Source organism: Halospeciosus flavus, assembly GCF_029814175.1.
GTDB classification, from domain to species: Archaea; Halobacteriota; Halobacteria; order Halobacteriales; family Halobacteriaceae; genus Halospeciosus; species Halospeciosus flavus.
The window spans coordinates 308,566-324,893 of the sequence record NZ_CP122312.1; the positions used below are offsets into that span (position 1 = coordinate 308,566).

General features: G+C 65.8%; 16 protein-coding genes. 7 read left to right on the top strand and 9 right to left on the bottom strand.

The annotated features are described in order from the left end of the window. Positions 1 to 3: 3 nt before the first annotated feature. The gene (locus P0Y33_RS01515; protein WP_279528815.1) at positions 4 to 303 is read right to left on the bottom strand and encodes a DUF4242 domain-containing protein; all 300 of its coding nucleotides are present in this window, start codon (positions 301 to 303) and stop codon (positions 4 to 6) included. Between the two features lie 194 nt (positions 304 to 497). Between P0Y33_RS01515 and P0Y33_RS01520 the strand changes: the two genes are divergently transcribed. Next, the gene (locus P0Y33_RS01520; protein ID WP_279528816.1) at positions 498 to 905 is read left to right on the top strand and encodes a PPC domain-containing DNA-binding protein; all 408 of its coding nucleotides are present in this window, start codon (positions 498 to 500) and stop codon (positions 903 to 905) included. A gap of 85 nt (positions 906 to 990) precedes the next feature. Next, positions 991 to 3,075, top strand: a complete 2,085-nt coding sequence (locus P0Y33_RS01525) for a hypothetical protein (RefSeq protein WP_279528817.1) — start codon at positions 991 to 993, stop codon at positions 3,073 to 3,075. On the opposite strand, the gene P0Y33_RS01530 is transcribed toward P0Y33_RS01525, so the two are convergent. Beyond that, on the bottom strand, positions 3,072 to 3,533 hold the full coding sequence (locus P0Y33_RS01530) for a type IV pilin N-terminal domain-containing protein (protein ID WP_279528818.1): 462 nt from the start codon (positions 3,531 to 3,533) through the stop codon (positions 3,072 to 3,074). The genes P0Y33_RS01525 and P0Y33_RS01530 overlap by 4 nt on opposite strands. A 158-nt stretch (positions 3,534 to 3,691) precedes the next feature. On the opposite strand from P0Y33_RS01530, the gene P0Y33_RS01535 reads away from it, so the two are divergent. The 4 genes from P0Y33_RS01535 to P0Y33_RS01550 all read left to right on the top strand — a co-directional run bounded on the left by P0Y33_RS01535 (position 3,692) and on the right by P0Y33_RS01550 (position 7,974). Further along, the gene (locus tag P0Y33_RS01535) at positions 3,692 to 5,239 is read left to right on the top strand and encodes a long-chain-fatty-acid--CoA ligase (protein ID WP_279528819.1); all 1,548 of its coding nucleotides are present in this window, start codon (positions 3,692 to 3,694) and stop codon (positions 5,237 to 5,239) included. 203 nt (positions 5,240 to 5,442) lie between these two features. Continuing rightward, entirely contained in the window at positions 5,443 to 6,588 is a 1,146-nt protein-coding gene (locus P0Y33_RS01540; RefSeq protein WP_279528820.1) for an acyl-CoA dehydrogenase family protein, read from the top strand. Between the two features lies 1 nt (position 6,589). Then, a complete protein-coding gene (locus P0Y33_RS01545; protein ID WP_279528821.1) occupies positions 6,590 to 7,447 on the top strand; it encodes an alpha/beta fold hydrolase in 858 nt (285 codons plus the stop codon). Next, positions 7,444 to 7,974: a winged helix-turn-helix domain-containing protein gene (locus P0Y33_RS01550; protein ID WP_279528822.1), complete on the top strand. Its 531-nt coding sequence runs from the start codon at positions 7,444 to 7,446 to the stop codon at positions 7,972 to 7,974. Before P0Y33_RS01545 ends, P0Y33_RS01550 begins: the two co-directional genes overlap by 4 nt. A gap of 13 nt (positions 7,975 to 7,987) precedes the next feature. On the opposite strand, the gene P0Y33_RS01555 is transcribed toward P0Y33_RS01550, so the two are convergent. Further along, a complete protein-coding gene (locus P0Y33_RS01555) occupies positions 7,988 to 8,548 on the bottom strand; it encodes a hypothetical protein (protein WP_279528823.1) in 561 nt (186 codons plus the stop codon). Positions 8,549 to 8,648: 100 nt separating this feature from the next. On the opposite strand from P0Y33_RS01555, the gene P0Y33_RS01560 reads away from it, so the two are divergent. Then, positions 8,649 to 9,092, top strand: a complete 444-nt coding sequence (locus P0Y33_RS01560) for a universal stress protein (protein ID WP_279528824.1) — start codon at positions 8,649 to 8,651, stop codon at positions 9,090 to 9,092. Positions 9,093 to 9,113: 21 nt separating this feature from the next. Here P0Y33_RS01560 and P0Y33_RS01565 read toward each other — a convergent pair whose 3' ends face one another. The 6 genes from P0Y33_RS01565 to P0Y33_RS01590 all read right to left on the bottom strand — a co-directional run bounded on the left by P0Y33_RS01565 (position 9,114) and on the right by P0Y33_RS01590 (position 16,220). Further along, the gene (locus P0Y33_RS01565; RefSeq protein WP_279528825.1) at positions 9,114 to 9,269 is read right to left on the bottom strand and encodes a hypothetical protein; all 156 of its coding nucleotides are present in this window, start codon (positions 9,267 to 9,269) and stop codon (positions 9,114 to 9,116) included. Positions 9,270 to 9,324: 55 nt separating this feature from the next. After that, on the bottom strand, positions 9,325 to 11,067 hold the full coding sequence (locus tag P0Y33_RS01570; RefSeq protein ID WP_279528826.1) for a BCCT family transporter: 1,743 nt from the start codon (positions 11,065 to 11,067) through the stop codon (positions 9,325 to 9,327). Positions 11,068 to 11,293: 226 nt separating this feature from the next. Next, positions 11,294 to 12,430, bottom strand: coding sequence for an N-methyl-L-tryptophan oxidase (solA, locus tag P0Y33_RS01575; RefSeq protein WP_279528827.1), 1,137 nt, complete (start codon positions 12,428 to 12,430; stop codon positions 11,294 to 11,296). Positions 12,431 to 12,520: 90 nt separating this feature from the next. Next, complete coding sequence (locus P0Y33_RS01580) at positions 12,521 to 13,210, bottom strand: hypothetical protein (RefSeq protein ID WP_279528828.1); 690 nt, start codon at positions 13,208 to 13,210, stop codon at positions 12,521 to 12,523. A 65-nt stretch (positions 13,211 to 13,275) separates the two neighbouring features. Beyond that, entirely contained in the window at positions 13,276 to 15,240 is a 1,965-nt protein-coding gene (locus tag P0Y33_RS01585) for a 3-hydroxyacyl-CoA dehydrogenase/enoyl-CoA hydratase family protein (RefSeq protein ID WP_279528829.1), read from the bottom strand. Between the two features lie 95 nt (positions 15,241 to 15,335). Continuing rightward, positions 15,336 to 16,220: a polysaccharide deacetylase family protein gene (locus P0Y33_RS01590; RefSeq protein WP_279528830.1), complete on the bottom strand. Its 885-nt coding sequence runs from the start codon at positions 16,218 to 16,220 to the stop codon at positions 15,336 to 15,338. Positions 16,221 to 16,328 lie beyond the last annotated feature (108 nt).

Consider the following 16,328-nt stretch of genomic DNA (forward strand, 5'->3'; position numbering starts at 1 on the left):
GCGCTACTCGCCGTCGAGTGGCTCACCGCGACGGTCGATCCGGGTCGCCGGGAGTCCGGCGCGCTCGGCGTGTTCGCGGACCGCGTCCTCGTCTTCGGCTCGGTAGTGACAGAACGTGCCCGTGACCTCGCCCGCCGCGTTCTCCAGGACCTCCGACTCGACCCAGTGGATGTCGACGCCCTCCTCGCGGAGTGCTTCGAGTACCCGCCCGGACTCCTTTCCGGCGGCGGCGAGTTCGTCTTCGGTGATCGGTTCCTCCAGCGCGCGGAGGATGAGGAAGTCCTCCAGTTCGTCGTCGGACATGACCGGGTCGGAATCCTTCACGGCTCACCATAAATGTAGGTGTGCGAACCAGATTGCCTCCTCGAACCAGTCGGAGAAACTATCAAACGTATCCAATTCGGTTTGGACGAGTTGTATCCATTGTACTAATTGGACGGTTGGGGCTGCTGTCCGAGCCATCATGATTTATACTCGATTCGCGAGTCGCTCCGTCCATGGAGTACACACGCGAATCCGACCGACTGGTCGTCCGACTCGACCCCGGTGACCGGGTCCTCGACTCCCTGGAGACACTCAGAGACGAGGAGGACGTCGACCACGGCTTCCTCGTGGGCATCGGTGCCGTCGACGAAGTCGTCCTCGGACACTACGACGTCGAGAGCCAGGAGTACAGCGAAGAGACGTTCACGGGTCAGTTCGAGGTGACGAGTTTCTCGGGCAACATCGGTCCCGACAAGATTCACACGCACATCCAGGTCGCAGACGAGGAGTTCGAAACGCTCGGCGGTCACTGCTCGGGCGCGGTCGTCTCCGGGACCTTCGAAATCGTCGTGTTACTCGGGGAGACCCAGTTACCCCACCACCTCGACGAGCGGACGGGTCTGGACGTCTTCGACCTCTAGGCCGGACCGCCAAGCCCATCCGCGATCGTGCAGGGAAGTTGTCAGTACCGTGCAACGTAAACCTGTAGACGACGGATGAATACCGATGCCGGGCGATAGCGAAGGCAACGCGTTCGTCTCTTTCTCGACAACAGCGACCGGAACGGAGATCCGCGTTCGTGACGGCGTCGGGACCCACGAGTACACCCTCCAGACGGACGTGCCCGTCTCGCTCGAACGGGCGTCGCCCGACCGGTTCATCTCCCCAGTGGATACGGCCGTCTCGTTCACGACCAGCGAACTCCACTTACCCCCCGATAGCTCGGTCGTCGTCCGCGACGGGCACGGTGAGCACCTCTGTCAACTCGGGCCCGAACCACGGGAGTTCGTTCGAGGGACCTACTACGCCGAGGTCTCGCCGTCGATGAAGACCTACGTTCTCGTTCCCGACAGTGCGTTCACCGGCTACTACCGGGACTACGACGAGTTGGGGACGGGGCCGTCGCTCGAGTTCGAGTCGGAGACGCGTGTCTTCCTCGGAGTACGTTCGCCGCACGACCGGCCGCAGGCGACGATAACCGTCCCGGACGACCCGTCGGCGATTGCGACCGCCGTCTCCGCTCTCGGGTCGGCGCTGAAGGAGTACTCCTGTGAGCGCTCGTGGCCGACGCTCCGAGGACACCCGCCAGCCATCGAGCGCGGCGGGGAACTCCACGTTCCCGACGTCCTCGAGAAACCCGACACGGGCGTCACCATCGCCCTCCCGCCGACCTACGCCGACGTCTATCGGGTTGCTCCGCTCGCCTACTATCTCGGTGCGGACGTCGTCACAGCGGCGGGAATCGACCCCGAACTCCGTCTCGACGTGGGTCACACCGAACCCCTCCGTCGCCCTGGTCGAACACTGGAGGCGTCCGTCGACCGACTCCTCGCTCGCTGTCTCCTCCTCGACTCGCTCGTCCGTATCGACGGCTACTACTCGTTCACCCGCTACGAGTACGACGAGGTCGCCCCACACCTCCCCTTCTACCCGCCCGAACTCTACGGCGAGTCACTCGACGCGCAACTCATGGAGTACCTCGAAGTCCCCTTCGACGTCCTCGAACCCTACGTCCCACAGTGGCCTACGACCGCCGTCCTTCGGCCGGATCCCGGCGACGTCGAAGTCGTGCCCTCGCTGCTCGACCCGCTCTCGCGCATCCACGTCGCGCCCGCCGACGAATCTGCCGGCGCCAGCGCGACCGGACCGGAGCACGACTCGAACCTTGATTCACGGCTGTTCGATCCGACGGTGACGGCCTACGCCGGTCGCACCCCGCCGGTCGGCGAGACGCGTCTCGTGCCGGCCGCCTTCGAGAACGCACGCCACCAGAAACGGAACACGCCCAGTGAGTGTCACCTCCAGTGCTTCGGCGTCGACGCCGCCGCAGTCGACGCCTTCGAACGGATTCGCGACACCGTCGTCGCGAGCCCCCCAGACGAGACGCCGACACTCACGACCGAGGGACTCCCGACACGGGCGCGTCTCCGACGGGCACTCGCCGGCGACGCCGACTTCCTCCACTTCGGGGGTCGCGTGACCGACGCGGGATTCGCCTGTACCGACGGCGTCCTCTCCCCGTCCGAGGTCGACGAGGTCGCCGTGTCGCTGGTCTCGATTGCTGGGCAGCGCGATGTCGAGACGCTCGTCCCGCTCGTCGAGCGTGGCGCGCTCGCGGGCATCGCCCACGAACCGGCGTCACCGGCCGAGCAGGTGGGGTTGCTCGCGGGCTACCTCGGCCAGACGTTCTCGCTCGCCGCCGCGGCCGCACTCGGGGTTCGGACACCCTACCGGCTCGTCGGCGACGCGACCACGGCCATCGCCGCGTGGCAACTCCCGATCGTGATCGACGTCGAGTCGGTCGCCGTCGACACGCACCGAGTGTGGTACTGGACCGAACCGACCGACGAGACGTCGCTGGGGTCGATCCTCCTCCCGACCGAGGAGTTCACCCAGCAGACACACTCGCTCGCGGGCGCACCGGCCGAGCAGTCGCCACGCGTCTCCACCGACGAACTGGTCGAGGTTTTCGAGGCGGGCTTCGTCGTCCGACTCAACGGCGAGGTGTACCCCACGTCCGGCGACCTCACGGCCGAAACCGTCCGTCGTTCGGCCCGTCGGTCGCTCGACGGCGCCCCCGACCAGCCCTAGTTGCTTGGTCCGTCGTACCCCTCCACCTTCGGGGGCGACGTCGAGACGAGGAGCGCGCGGTTCGCGCCCGACCCGTCGGGGACCCACAGGACCTCGATGCGCTCGGAGTCGGCCATCGTCTTCTCCTCGACGGGTACCGAAATCGTCTGACCGACGCCGAACGCCGTCGGCGTGGTGCGTGCGAGCGTCGTGGACTCGTTTCGCACCACGAGGTCGCCGTCGGAGAGCGTATCACCCGCACGGTGGTGCAAGACGAGTTCGTTCGAACTGTCGTCGTACGTCGCTTCGACGACGGTCGTCGGTGTCTGTCCAGACGGCGTGTCGACGCCGACGACGAACGTACCGACGGAGAAGACGAGGACGACCGTTATCGCGATGAGAATCGTCGTCCCGAGGACCGAACTCGCCCCCCGGCTGCACGTCGAATCGCCGGAATTTGGGGCGTTGACACGGGTCATAGGGACGTCGTCTTCATCTACCGCCCAGTGGAGGAAAAAGTCGGTGGCCACCGACCGAGTCGTCAGTTGGAAAGTTTGATTGCCGTACGCTAATGGCTGGTAACTACGACAGGCACATTCGCAAACGATTTAACTGTAGGGCGGGCTGTCAATCACATATGAATCTCGTCCAGCACGTCGCAGACACCGTAGCCGAACACGGCGACCGGCCGGCTATCGTCTTCGAGGGGCGCGAGCAGACGTACGAGGAGTTCTGGGAGCAGACCGGGCAGTTCGCCCAGGCGCTCGCCGACCGGGGTATCGGCGCCGACGACCGCGTCGCGATCTACCTCCCGAACGTCCCGCAGTTCGTCACCGCGTTCCACGGGACGCTCCGCGCGGGCGGGGCTATCGTCCCGATGAACCCGCAGTACAAGAGCCGCGAACTCGAACACATGCTGGGCGACAGCGAGGCCAAGGCCGTCGTGACGCTCCCGGACCTCGTCCAGCATGTCGACGCTGTCCGCGAGGACACCGACGTCGAGTTCGTCGTCACGGTCGGTGACGGCGGCGACGTCTCCTTCGAGGAGTTCCTCGCCGACGACACCCTCGACATCGTCGAGCGCGACGCCGACGACGTGGCCGCACAGCCCTACACCTCGGGGACGACTGGGACGCCGAAGGGCGTGCTCCTGACTCACGAGAACCTCGGCTCGAACGCCGACCAGGGGGCCGGACCGATCCCCGGCGGTATCCGCCCGGACGACCGGCACCTCGGCGTCCTCCCGCTGTTCCACATCTACGGGATGACCGTCACGATGAACTCGACGCTGTTCAACGGCGGGTCGTACTACCCCGTCCCCGAGTGGAACGCCCCCGAGGTGATCGACCTCGTCGAGACCCACGACATCACGCTCATCCACGCGGTCCCTGCGATGTACAACGACATCATCAGCCAACCCGACGCCGAGGAGTTCGACCTCTCGTCGGTCCGCTTCGCCAACTCCGGCGGGTCGGGGCTACCGATGGAGGTCCTGGAGCGCTTCGAGGAACTGTACGGCGTCGAACTCTACGAGGGGTACGGACTCACCGAGACGAGTCCCGTCACCCACGCCAACCACGCCGGCGACCGCCGGAAGGGGAGTATCGGCAAGCCCCTCGAAGGCGTCTCCTCGCGCATCGTCGACCACAACTTCGAGGAACTGCCACCGGTCGAGCGCGGCCCGCTCGCGGAGGACGACGCCGAACTCGACGAGGTCGTCGGCGAACTCGTCATCTCCGGCCCGAACGTGATGAAGGGCTACTACGAGCGACCGGAGGCGAACGAGGAGGCGTTCACGCACGCCGACGGGAAGCGGTGGTTCCACACCGGCGACCTCGGCTACTACGACGAGGACGGCTTCTACTACATCGTCGACCGGAAGAAGCACATGATCAACACCGCGGGGTACAACGTCTACCCCCGCGAGGTCGAGGAGTTGCTCTTCGAGCACCCGGACGTGGCGGACGCGGCCGTCGTCGGCGTCCCGGACGAACGCCGCGGCGAGACGGTGAAGGCGTTCGTCGTCCCCACCCCCGACGCGACGGCCACCCCCGACGACATCCGCGAGTACTGTCTGGAGCGTCTCGCCGAGTACAAACACCCGCGCGAAGTGGAGTTCGTCGACGAACTCCCGCGGACGACGACCGGGAAGGTCCAGAAGTTCGAACTCGCCGGCGAGGAGTGAGGCCACGCTCGACGTCGATTCACCCGACGGCGCCCTGGTGTGTTACCAACTGACGCCCACCGAATCCGACGCCACTTCGGGGCGAACGCCCGCCTCGCGACCCGACACCACTCTTCTTCGCGCTTCGCCGTGCCGTCGAGTCGGGTTAACGACAGTGTCTCAAACAGGAAAGATACTAAATGGTGGAAAACTATGGTGGGCATATGGCATTCCAACTCTCGGACGAACACCGGGCCATCCGGCAGGCAGTCCGCGAATTCGGTGAGGAAGAGATCGAACCCGTCGCGCGCGAACACGACGAGAACAAGGAGTACCCCTACGACCTCGTCGAGCAGGCGGCGGAACTCGACCTCGTCGCGCCCAACATCCCCATCGAGTACGACGGCGCCGGGATGAACACCCTTGAGTCCTGTATCGTCACCGAGGAACTCTGGCGTGCGGACCCCGGCATCGGGTCGGCCATCGGTTCGCGCGGGTTCGGCTCCAACATGATCCAGAAGTTCGGCGACGAGTGGATGAAAGAGGAGTGGCTCCCCCGCATCGCCAACGGCGAGTCCGCCTGCTGTAGCTGTATCTCCGAACCGGCCCACGGGTCGAACGTCGCGGGTATCGAGACGCGCGCGGAGAAGGACGGCGACGAGTACGTCATCAACGGGAACAAGATGTGGATCACGAACGGCACCGTCGCCGACGTGGCCGTCGTGATGACGAAGACCGACCCCGAGGCCGAACCGCCCCACCGCGGCATCACGGCGTTCCTCGTCCCCACGGACACCGACGGCTTCGAGGCCACCAAGATCGACAACAAACTCGGGATCCGTGCCTCCGACCTCGCGGAGATCCAGCTCAACGACGTCCGCGTCCCCGAGGAGAACGTCATCGGCGAGGTGAACAAGGGGTTCTACCAGCTGATGAACTTCTTCTCCTCCGGCCGCGTCAGCGTCGCCTCCCAGGCCGTCGGCGCCGCACAGGCCGCACTCGACGCCTCCATCGACTACGCGGGCGAGCGCGAGCAGGGCGGACAGCTCATCAAGGACTACCAGGCGATCTCCCACAAGGTCGCGGAGATGGCGACCAACGTCGAGGCGGCGCGCTCGCTCGTCTACCGCGCGGCCTCCCACGTGCAGGACGGTGACGACGACGTCGCCGCGAAGTTCGCCAGCATGGCCAAACTGTTCGCCTCCGAGCACGCTGTCGACGTCGCGGACGAGGCCATCCAGGTGCACGGCGGCGCCGGGTTCGTCACGGACCACCCCGTCGAGCGCTACTACCGCGACGCCCGCATCACGAAGATCTACGAGGGGACCAGCGAGATCCAGAAGAACATCATCTCCGACCGGGTGCTGTAAGATGGATCACGAGGAGTGGAGCGACCGACAGGAGACGGTGTCGGTCACGGTCGACGACAACGAGGTCGACGTCGCCTACTACGATTCGGGGCCGACCGACGGCCACCCGGTCGTGTTCGTCCACGGCATCCCGACGTGGTCGTTCCTCTGGCGCGACGTCGTCGACGCGGTCCCGGACGACCAGCGCGCGCTGGCCCTCGACCTCGCGGGCTACGGCAACTCCTCGCGATACGACGGCTTCGACCGTTCCATCCGCGCACAGGAGGGCGTCCTCGCGGAGTTCCTCGACACGGTCGACGCCGAGGGACCGATCACGCTCGTCGCCCACGACATCGGCGGCGGCGTCGCCCTCCGGTACGCGGCGCACAACCCCGAGCAGGTCGAGAACCTCGTCCTCTCGAACGCCGTCTGCTACGACTCCTGGCCGGTCGAGTTCGTCTCGAACCTCGGTCTCCCGGAGACCGCGGACCTCGACGACGAGGAACTCGAACCGAAACTCGACTTCGCCTTCGGCGACGGACTGTACGGCGACGCTGCGGACCACGAGGAATTCGTAGAAGGGATGAAGGCCCCCTGGCTCGCCGAGGGCGGGAAGACGGCGCTCGCGCGGGCGGCGGTCGGCACCAACACTAACCACACGACCGAACTCACCTACGAGAACATCACGGCCGAGACGACGCTCCTGTGGGGCGAAGACGACGTCCTCCAGCCGATCTCGTACGCCGAGCGTCTCGCCGACGACGTCGCCGGTGACGCCGAGGTCGTCCCGCTCGAAGACGCCTACCACTGGGTCGTCGAGGACCGCCCCGACGCGTATCGGACGGAACTAAGGCGCGTCCTCGACAACGGGGAGGTATGAGCGAGCGACCACACACCGAATCTGCCCCGTCGTGGGAGTTCAAAGAGCGTGACGTCGTCATCCTCCGCGAACTCGCACGTGACCCACAGGTCTCCTCCCGGGAGTTGCGCGACATCCTCGACGAGGAGTACGACATCGACGTCTCGCACGTCACCATCAGCGAGTCCATCCGGAAGATGCGCGACGCCGGCGTCTTCCGCGAGGCCATCATCCCCAACGAGGCCTACTTCATCTTCTCGCTGTTCGAGATCAAGTTCAATCCCGAGCACTTCGCCGACGAGTGGGCCGACGCGATGGAGTTCATCCGCGACTCGGAGAACACGCTGATCTACTTCCTCTCTGACGGCGAGTACCAGTGGAAGTCGGTGATGATGTTCCCGACGCGCGACGCCGAGTCCCGCTGGATCCACCAGTTCTACAAGGAACACGGGAAGGTCGTCAACAACCTCCGGAACTCCGTGATGACCAACGTGCTGAAGTTCGGGACCAGCCCCGAACTGTTCGAGCACCTGCCCGTCGAAGAGTAGCGGGCCGGCGCTCTCAGCCCAATTCGTCGGGTTCGACGACTTCGATGGCGTCCGACTCCGTCGCACCTGCTTCTTCCTCGTCGCCGGTGGCGGCCTCGTAGACGGTCTGTCGGTCCTCGAAGTAGGCGGGTGCGTCCCGTTTCGCCTCGAAGAAGACTACTCGCCGCATCGCCTCCCGGCCGTCGACGTCTTCGGACTCCAGGTCGTCGGCGAGGTCGGTGTACGCCGACGCGAGGTCGCGAACGTCGGACAGGCGCTCCTGTTTCTCCGTGAGAGTCGCGCGTTTCGTCTCCATGTCGGCCTGGAGGTCCTCGGTCTCGCGGATGGCCGCCTCGACGGTCTCCTCCTCGACGGCCGCCTCCTCGCTCGCGTCGAGTTCGGCCTGGTGGCGTTCGAGTCGCTCGGCGACGTCCGTCGAGAGCGTCTCCAGTTCGTCGATGAGGGCGTCGACTTCGGTGCCGAGTTCCTCGGCCCGACCGACGAGCAAGCCCGCTTGCGTCCGGCAGTAGTCGACGAAGGCTTCGGGGTCGAGGTCGACCGACTCGTCGGCGGCCGCCCCGTTGTCGTCACTCATAGGTGGAGTATCGGCCGGCCGCGAGAAGTGGTTTGGGGCAGACGGTGTCGGGAAAAATGGTTTGTGGCCGACTCACCCACGTACGGGTAGAGCGCCGACTATGTACGAGGACATGTTGATCCCCTACGACGGGAGCGAGGAGGGAACGAAGGGCGTGGAACACGGACTCGACCTCGCGGCCGAACTCGACTCGACGGTGCACGCACTCTACGTCGTCGACCTCCCCGGCGCGCCGCGTGCGCTGTCGCTCCGGGACGACGAGGAGACGATTCGCGAGGAGTACGAGGCGTACGGCGAGGAGGTCCTCGACGAAGTCCGAGAGCGCGCGGTCGACCGAGGGCTCGACTGTGAAACCGTGATTCGGAGCGGGCCGGTGAGCGACCGCATCGTCGAGTACGCCGAAACGGAGGGGATGGACGTCGTCGTGATGGGGTCGGCCTACCGCGGGAAGATCGGGAACCTCCTCGGCGGGACGACGAACAAGGTCGTCCGGTCGACGACGGTCCCCGTCGTCTCCAAGCGGATGGAGGCCAGCGAGTTGTAGTGTCGCGGGCGAGCGCCGCCCTCAGTCGACGAGGTACCGCTCGCGGAGGTAGATGAGGAGACTCGCGCTCAGGAAGCAGAAACCGGCCACCTGTAACTCGCCGACCGTCATCGCGAAGAGGGCGACGGCGAACAGGAGGGCGACTCCGAGCGCGGCGATGGTTCCGGTGACGTTCACGGGAGACTGTTCTCGATCACGAAGATAAAGACTGTCCGTTCCGTGTTCGGGTGGATCAGTCCGACGACGTGGGTTCCTCGCGGATGTCGGTCACGACTTCCTCCCTGGACGTGTCGATGTCGACGTCTTCGTCGGTCAGTTCCTGGACGCGCTCGGCGAACTCCTCGGACTGGAGGACCTCGTACTCGTTGTCGAGACCCAGGTACACCGTGTAGCACATCACCAGGAGGACGACGGCGAACGGGAATCCGGTCGCGATGGCCGCGGTCTGGAGCGCGGCGAGACCGCCACCGTACAACAAGAGTGCGGCGACGGCGCCCTCGGTGACGGCCCAGAAGATGCGCTGGGTCTTCGGCACGTCGTGTTTCCCGCCGGAGGTCAGGTGGTCGACCACCAGCGACCCCGAGTCGGAGGACGTGACGAAGAACGTGACGACGAGGAGCACGGCCAGCAGCCCCGAGACGGCGCCCAGCGGGAACTGCTGGAGCAGCGCGAACATCGCGACGGTCTGGCCGAGTTCACGGTACGTCGCGAGCACCGCCCCGTTCGCGACGAGGGAGTTGTGGAGCGCACTGCCGCCGAACGCCGCCAGCCAGAACGTCGAGAACAGCGACGGCAACACCAGCACGCCGACGACGAACTCCCTGACGGTGCGGCCCTTCGAGATGCGCGCGATGAACATGCCGACGAACGGCGACCAGGCGATCCACCACGCCCAGTAGAACACCGTCCACGCGTGGACGGTCGACTGCCCACTCCCGAGCACGCCGGTGAAGAACGCCAGCTCCGGGAGGTTCGAGATGTAGGCACCCAGTCCCTGGACCCACGCGCCGAAGATGTAGACGGTCGGCCCGACGAGGACGAGGAAGCCGAGCAGGGCGAACATGAGGTAGAGGTTCAGGGTGCTCAGTCGTTTGACGCCGCCTTCGAGACCCGCGGCGACGGAGAACGTCGCGATACCGGTGATGATGGCGATGAGGACGATCTGTGGGATCGTCCCGGTCGGGATCTGTACGAGACCCAGTACGTTCCCCAGAACGTAGGAGAGACCGGTGTTGATCTGGGCGACGCCGAACCCGAGCGACGTCGCGAGTCCGAACAGTGTCGCGAACACCGTCACGAGGTCGATGATGTGGCCCGGCCACCGGTAGATGCGCTCGCCGAGGAGCGGCCAGAAGATCGAGCGGAACGTCAGCGGGAGGCCACGGTTGAACGAGAAGAACGCCAGACCGAGCCCGACCAGTCCGTAGATAGCCCACGGGTGGAAGCCCCAGTGGAAGAATGTCTGGGCGAGCGCGGCCGCCCCCGCGGCGCCGGTCTGTGCCTTCGCCTCGAAGAAGCCGGGGACGTTGGCGAAGTAGTACAGTGGTTCGGAGACGCTGAAGAACATGAGGCCGATCCCCATACCCGCGCTGAACAGCATCGCCATCCACGCGAAGTCGCTGAACTCCTTCTCGGCTTTCACGCCGCCGATGCGGATCTTCCCGTACTTGCTGAACGCGAAGAACAGCAACGCGGCGATGTAGACGTTCACGGACAGGAGGAAGAACCACCCGAAGTTCTCGTTGAAGAACCCGCGGATACTCGAGTAGACCTGTGCAGCGTCCTTCCCGAGGAGGAGGGTCGCGCCGACGAACAGCACGATGAGGACCAGCGAGACGGGGAAGACGACCGGGTGGATGTCGAAGCCCCACTTCTGGATGTTCGTGTCGCCGGGTTCGCGCTCCGATTCGGGGTGGAACAGCTCCGTCTGGAGTCCCTTGGACGTGTCGTCGGTGGTGCTCTCACTATCTGTCATGCGCTACTCCCTCCTGCGGGTCGTGTGCTCGTGTACATCACGTGTCTCGGAGTGTACAGCTTGGACCGACCGACAGACGTCGGTCTGTGTGTCTGTTGCGTCTCGGCCAGTCAGTTGTTTCGGCCAGTCAGTTGTCTCGCACGAGTGCGTCGTGCTATACCGACCATGTACCGCTGGACCGTGTTAAGGGTTGATGCTTATCACTCGAAAATTGGGTCCGAGTGTCCTACTCGAAGCGGTCGAGCGAGAACATCCCGACGTCGTGGTCGGTCTCGCCGTCGACGGCAAGGTCCGCGAGCACCTCACCGATAGTGCTGGCGAACTTGAAGCCGTGGCCGGAGAAACCCGCGCCGACTACGACGTTCTCGTCGTCGGGCAGCGTATCGAGGACGAAGTGGTCGTCCGGCGTGTTGGTGAACATACAGGTGGTCAGACGCATGGTCGGGCCGTCGCTGCCGGGGAAGTACCGCCGGGTGAACTCCCGGAGGATGGTCTCGTCGACGTCGTCGGGGTCGCGGTTCCAGTCGTCGGGGTCGACGTCCTCCTCGCGGTGGTTGTACTTCCCGAGTTTGACACCCGGGACGTCGTAGATGGGGAAGCCGTAGAAGCGCCCCTCGGGCGTGCTGAGGTTCCACACCGGGAAATCGTCGGGTCGGAAGCGGGCCGGGTCGTCGGGTTGGAACCACCCGAGGACTTGGCGTTCGGGGACGACCACGCCGTCCAGCGCGTCGACGTGCTTGGCGGCCCACGCGCCGGCGGTGAGTACCAGTTTGTCCGCGACGTAGACGCCGTCGGCAGTCGTGACGCGGACGCCGTCGTCGATCGCGGTCCAGTCGTGGACTGCCTCGCGGCCGCGGATCTCCGCACCGGCGGCCTGTGCGCGCTCGGTGTGGGCGATAATCGCCTGTTCGGGCACGACGAACCCGCCGTCTTCCTGGTAGACGGCGCGGTAGTCCTCCGGGAGTCCGTACCCGGGGAAGCGTTCGTTGACCTCGGCGCCGGTGAGGACCTCGTGGGGGATGTCGTGTTCTTCGCAGGATCGTTTCGACCCCTCGAAGACCGTGCTGTCCGCCGGGCCGGCGTCGATCGAACCGGTCCGGTGGACGATGTCGCGGCCGGTCTCGTCGGCGAGGTCGTCCCACAGTTCGTAGGCCCGTTCGACGAGCGGGACGTACGCGGGGTGTTCGTAATAGGCGCGCCGGATGATGCGAGTGACGCCGTGTGAGGACCCCATCGTGTGCGGGATGTCGTAGCGTTCGAGACCGAGGACGTCGAGTCCGCGGTCGGCGAGGTGGGACACCGTCGCGCTCCCCATCCCGCCAACGCCGACCACGATGGCGTCGTAGCGCTCGTTCGGAGGCATGTCCGCCCGTACGGTACCACCCACTAAGTCGATTCGCCTCGTGTCGCGGTGTCACCCGCGGCGAAAAACGAGTCCGGTGTCGCTGCGGGGTCAGCGCCGCCCCAGCATCCGTACCACGATCTGGAGGACGTGGACGAACACCCCGGCGACGGCCACGTAGAGACCGATGGCCTGCAGCGCCGGCGACGCGACCCGTGCGTCGCGGACGCGCCAGATCTCCCACCCGAGTCGGAGGAGGAACCCGACGAAGATGCAGACGAACCCGACGAGCAACACCGGCGCGAAGAACGTCCCGACGAGGATTGCGCCGAGGCCGGCGAGGAACGCGTAGTTCGCCCACGTACCGTAGTGGTCGAACGTCGTCGACGAGCGGGCGTACACGTAGGTTCCGATGCCCGCGGTCATCAGCGCGACGACGACGGCCGTGATACCGAGTGCAGGGACCTGGAGCGAGCGTGGGAGGTACGAGAGGATGCCGGCCCCGAACGCCCCGAACGCGAGTTGGAGGACGGCCACGCCGGCGACGGCGAGACCGCTGTTGTGGTTCTCGATGCCCCGTTCGGCGAGCAGTTCCCCACCGACGATAGCGACACCGTAGACGATTGTACCGAGGATGGGGACGGCGAACAGGTAGCGGTTGACCACCGCCAGCGGCGTCGCCGCGAAGACGAACATCAACAGGACGTTCAGGAACATGAGGCCACTCGCGCCGGTGACGATCTTCCACTCACGACCGGACAACAGGAAGCCGCGGTCGGTCGCGGTCTCGTAGCCACTCATCGTCCGGTGGTTCGCCCGAGTCGCTGAAAAAGACTGTCGCCGGGAGGCGGGCGGTTCCGTCGGGGTTACTTGCCCTCGAACTCGGGTTCGCGGTCGGCCTGGAAGGCGGCCGCACCCTCCATCGCGTCCTCGGTGGTGAGCAGGAGCGCGAACGCCTGACTCTCCATCTGGAGACCGGCGTCGAGGTCCTCGTCGGCGCCCTCGTTCATCACGCGCTTGGCGTGACGGAGCGCGACCGGCGGGCCAGAGACGAGGTCGTCGACGAACTCGGCGCAGGTGTCTTCGTACTCGTCGGCGGGGACCGCACGGTTGATGAGGCCCCAGTCGGCGGCACGCTCGGCAGAGATGTGCTCGCCGCGGAAGACGAGTTCCTTCGCGCGGGCTTCACCGGCCATGCGGAGGGCGCGCTGGGTGCCGCCGCCGCCGGGGAGGAGTCCGAGGTCGATCTCCGGGAAGCCGAACTTCGAGTCCTCGGTCGCGACGCGGAGGTCACAGGCGAGGGCAAGTTCGAAACCGCCGCCGAGACAGTAGCCGTCGACTTTCGCGACGGTCGGCCGCGAGAACTCGTCGACGACCTGGAACACCTCGGTCGGTTCGGCGCGCTTGGCGGGTTCGATGTCGGCAAATCCGGTGACGTCGGCGCCGGCGCAGAACGCGCGGTCGCCCGCGCCCTCGAAGGTGACGGCACGGACCTCCTCCGTGTCGACGGAATTGAGGAGGTCGACGATGGCGTCCATCATGTCGTTGTTGAGCGCGTTCAGGCGCTCGGGGCGGTCGAGCGTGACCTCGAGGAGACCGTCCTCGGAGAGTTCGTAGTCGATGGTCCGGTAGTCGCCCGGCCCCTCGCTACCGCCGTACTCGTAGAAGCCTTCGCCGGCGTCCTTGCCGGTCTTGCCCTCCTCGACGAGTTCGACGAGGTAGTCGGCGGGTTCGAAGCGGTCCTCACCGGTCTCCTCGTAGAGGTCTTCGAGTTTGGCGAGGATCCGGTCGAGACCGATCTTGTCCGCGCGGGTGCACGGCCCCTCGGGGAAGCCGGCACCGAGTTTCAGTCCGGTGTCGATGGCCTCGGGGGTCGCGACGTCGTCCCCGATGAGTTTCGCGGCCTCGTTGACGATGCGGGCCTCGACGCGGAGCGTGTCGAAGTCGTCGGCGTCCTCGGGTTCGTAGTCGGCGCCCTCACCCTCCTCGTAGTCGTAGTAGCCCTTCCCGGTCTTCTGGCCGAGTTCTTCTTTCTCGACCTTTTCCTCCATGATGGGCGGAACGGGCTTGCCGGCTTCCTTGCGGACGTGGTAGCCCACGTCGATGCCGGTGAGGTCGGCGAGTTCGAAGGGACCCATCGGGTACCCCCGCTCGTGGACCATCGCGGCGTCGGCCTGCCGGATGGTCGACTCGTTGTTGGACACCATCCAGGCGGGTTCGTCCATGAACGGCCCGAGCACGGAGTTGACGACGAAGCCGTTGACGTCCTTCCGGACGTAGATCGGCGTCTTGTCGATGGACTCGACGAACTCGTAGGTCGCCTCGGCCGTCTCGTCGGACGTCTCCTCGCCGTAGATGACCTCGACGAGGTCCATCTTCACCGGCGGGTTGAAGAAGTGCATCCCGACGACGGACTCGGGTCGCTCGGTTGCCTCGGCGATCTTCGTGATAGAGAGCGAGGAGGTGTTCGATGCGAGGATGGCGTCGGCCGGCGTGTAGTCGTCGAGGTCCGAGAAGATGTCCCGCTTCAGGTCGAGTTGCTCGGGAGCGGCCTCGATAACGAGGTCGACGTCCGAGACGGCCTCCTCTAGGTCGGTCGTGATGTCGATCCGGTCGAGGACGTCCTCGGGCGACTCGTCGAGGCGGCCCTTCTCGTCGAGTTTCTGGAGTGACCACTCGATGCTCTCGTAGCCGTCCTCGATGAAGTCCTGCTCGATGTCGCGCATCGTCACATCGTACCCGGCCAGCGCCACGACTTCGGTAATGCCGTGGCCCATGTTCCCCGCGCCGAGCACCGCGACTCGCTGAATGTCTGCTGCGTCGACTACCATACCTCTCCCTCTTCCGTCCAACCTTATCAATCCTCGCCATCTAGTTTAGCGATGTTAGGAAATAGATTCCTGTGAAGAACCAACGATAGCCAGAACTAGTCGTCCGGCAGCGACGCGAGCGCGTCGCGGAGCGTCGTCACACGTATCTCGAACTCACGGGCGAGACCGAGCGCGTCCGCAATCCGGTCGGCGTCGACGTGCCGGTGGGAGTGCCCGCCGAACAGCGCGAGGGCGTTCCGGTCGCGGACCGTTTCGAGGAAGCGTTCGAGTTGCTCGTCGGTGAGTGCGTCCCGGCCGAGGTACTGCCGACGCAGGTCATACGGGTCGGTCGGGTCGATGTTCACTCCGCCGAGCGCGGCGTTCGCGACGCCGTCGTACACCTCGGGGACGACTTCGCGGTCGGTCGGTCCGTACCGACTGTACGGGAGCGCGACGTCGTCGACGGAGACGCCGAGTGCTTCGAGGTCGCGCTTCGAGGTTTCGAGTTCGTCTCTGACCACCTCCTCGGCGAACCGGACCGACGCGCCGTCGGGGACCGACTCGACGAGTGGGTCACGGAGGACGATAGCCGTCCGTCCGGGGAGGTGGCTCGCCCGCCCGACGGTGACGCGGGTCTCGCCGTGTACGGTTTCGACGACGAGGGTGTCTCCCTGCTCCCGTCCGTGAATGTCCGTCTCGACGTGGAGGACGCGGTCCCCCCGGTCGGCACGCGCGGTGGTTCGTGTCGCGTCGAGTGGTCGGTGTGCTGCCCCGTGCGAGAGGACCTCCCAACCGGCGTCGGCGAGTTCCCGGACGTGGCTCTCGTCGAGGTACTCCGTCCCACGCCCGAGGACGCGGCGGAGCGGGCCGGGAGACGTCCCGAGCCACTCGGAGACGACCGCGATACACGCGGGCGCGTCGAATCGCTGATGGACGGGGTACGCCGTCTCGTAGTCCGCGATCGGCCCGTCGTCGTAGACGAACACGACGGTCGGTTCCATCAGTTCGGACGACGGAGGAGAGACCCAAAGGTACCGACTCCCTAAGACCGCCCTGGAGACGGCAGTTCGCAGTACTTGCAACCAATTCTCACTCCGTGCAACCAGCCG

Bases quoted from the DNA above. Each gene is read 5' to 3' on its own strand.
- P0Y33_RS01520 (WP_279528816.1), top strand. From the start codon at position 498: ATGGAGTACACACGCGAATCCGACCGACTGGTCGTCCGACTCGACCCC.
- P0Y33_RS01585 (WP_279528829.1), bottom strand. From the start codon at position 15,240: ATGGTAGTCGACGCAGCAGACATTCAGCGAGTCGCGGTGCTCGGCGCG.
- P0Y33_RS01580 (WP_279528828.1), bottom strand. From the start codon at position 13,210: ATGAGTGGCTACGAGACCGCGACCGACCGCGGCTTCCTGTTGTCCGGT.
- P0Y33_RS01525 (WP_279528817.1), top strand. From the start codon at position 991: ATGCCGGGCGATAGCGAAGGCAACGCGTTCGTCTCTTTCTCGACAACA.
- P0Y33_RS01590 (WP_279528830.1), bottom strand. From the start codon at position 16,220: ATGGAACCGACCGTCGTGTTCGTCTACGACGACGGGCCGATCGCGGAC.
- solA (WP_279528827.1), bottom strand. From the start codon at position 12,430: ATGCCTCCGAACGAGCGCTACGACGCCATCGTGGTCGGCGTTGGCGGG.
- P0Y33_RS01560 (WP_279528824.1), top strand. From the start codon at position 8,649: ATGTACGAGGACATGTTGATCCCCTACGACGGGAGCGAGGAGGGAACG.
- P0Y33_RS01515 (WP_279528815.1), bottom strand. From the start codon at position 303: ATGTCCGACGACGAACTGGAGGACTTCCTCATCCTCCGCGCGCTGGAG.
- P0Y33_RS01540 (WP_279528820.1), top strand. From the start codon at position 5,443: ATGGCATTCCAACTCTCGGACGAACACCGGGCCATCCGGCAGGCAGTC.
- P0Y33_RS01570 (WP_279528826.1), bottom strand. From the start codon at position 11,067: ATGACAGATAGTGAGAGCACCACCGACGACACGTCCAAGGGACTCCAG.
- P0Y33_RS01530 (WP_279528818.1), bottom strand. From the start codon at position 3,533: ATGACCCGTGTCAACGCCCCAAATTCCGGCGATTCGACGTGCAGCCGG.
- P0Y33_RS01555 (WP_279528823.1), bottom strand. From the start codon at position 8,548: ATGAGTGACGACAACGGGGCGGCCGCCGACGAGTCGGTCGACCTCGAC.
- P0Y33_RS01545 (WP_279528821.1), top strand. From the start codon at position 6,590: ATGGATCACGAGGAGTGGAGCGACCGACAGGAGACGGTGTCGGTCACG.
- P0Y33_RS01550 (WP_279528822.1), top strand. From the start codon at position 7,444: ATGAGCGAGCGACCACACACCGAATCTGCCCCGTCGTGGGAGTTCAAA.
- P0Y33_RS01535 (WP_279528819.1), top strand. From the start codon at position 3,692: ATGAATCTCGTCCAGCACGTCGCAGACACCGTAGCCGAACACGGCGAC.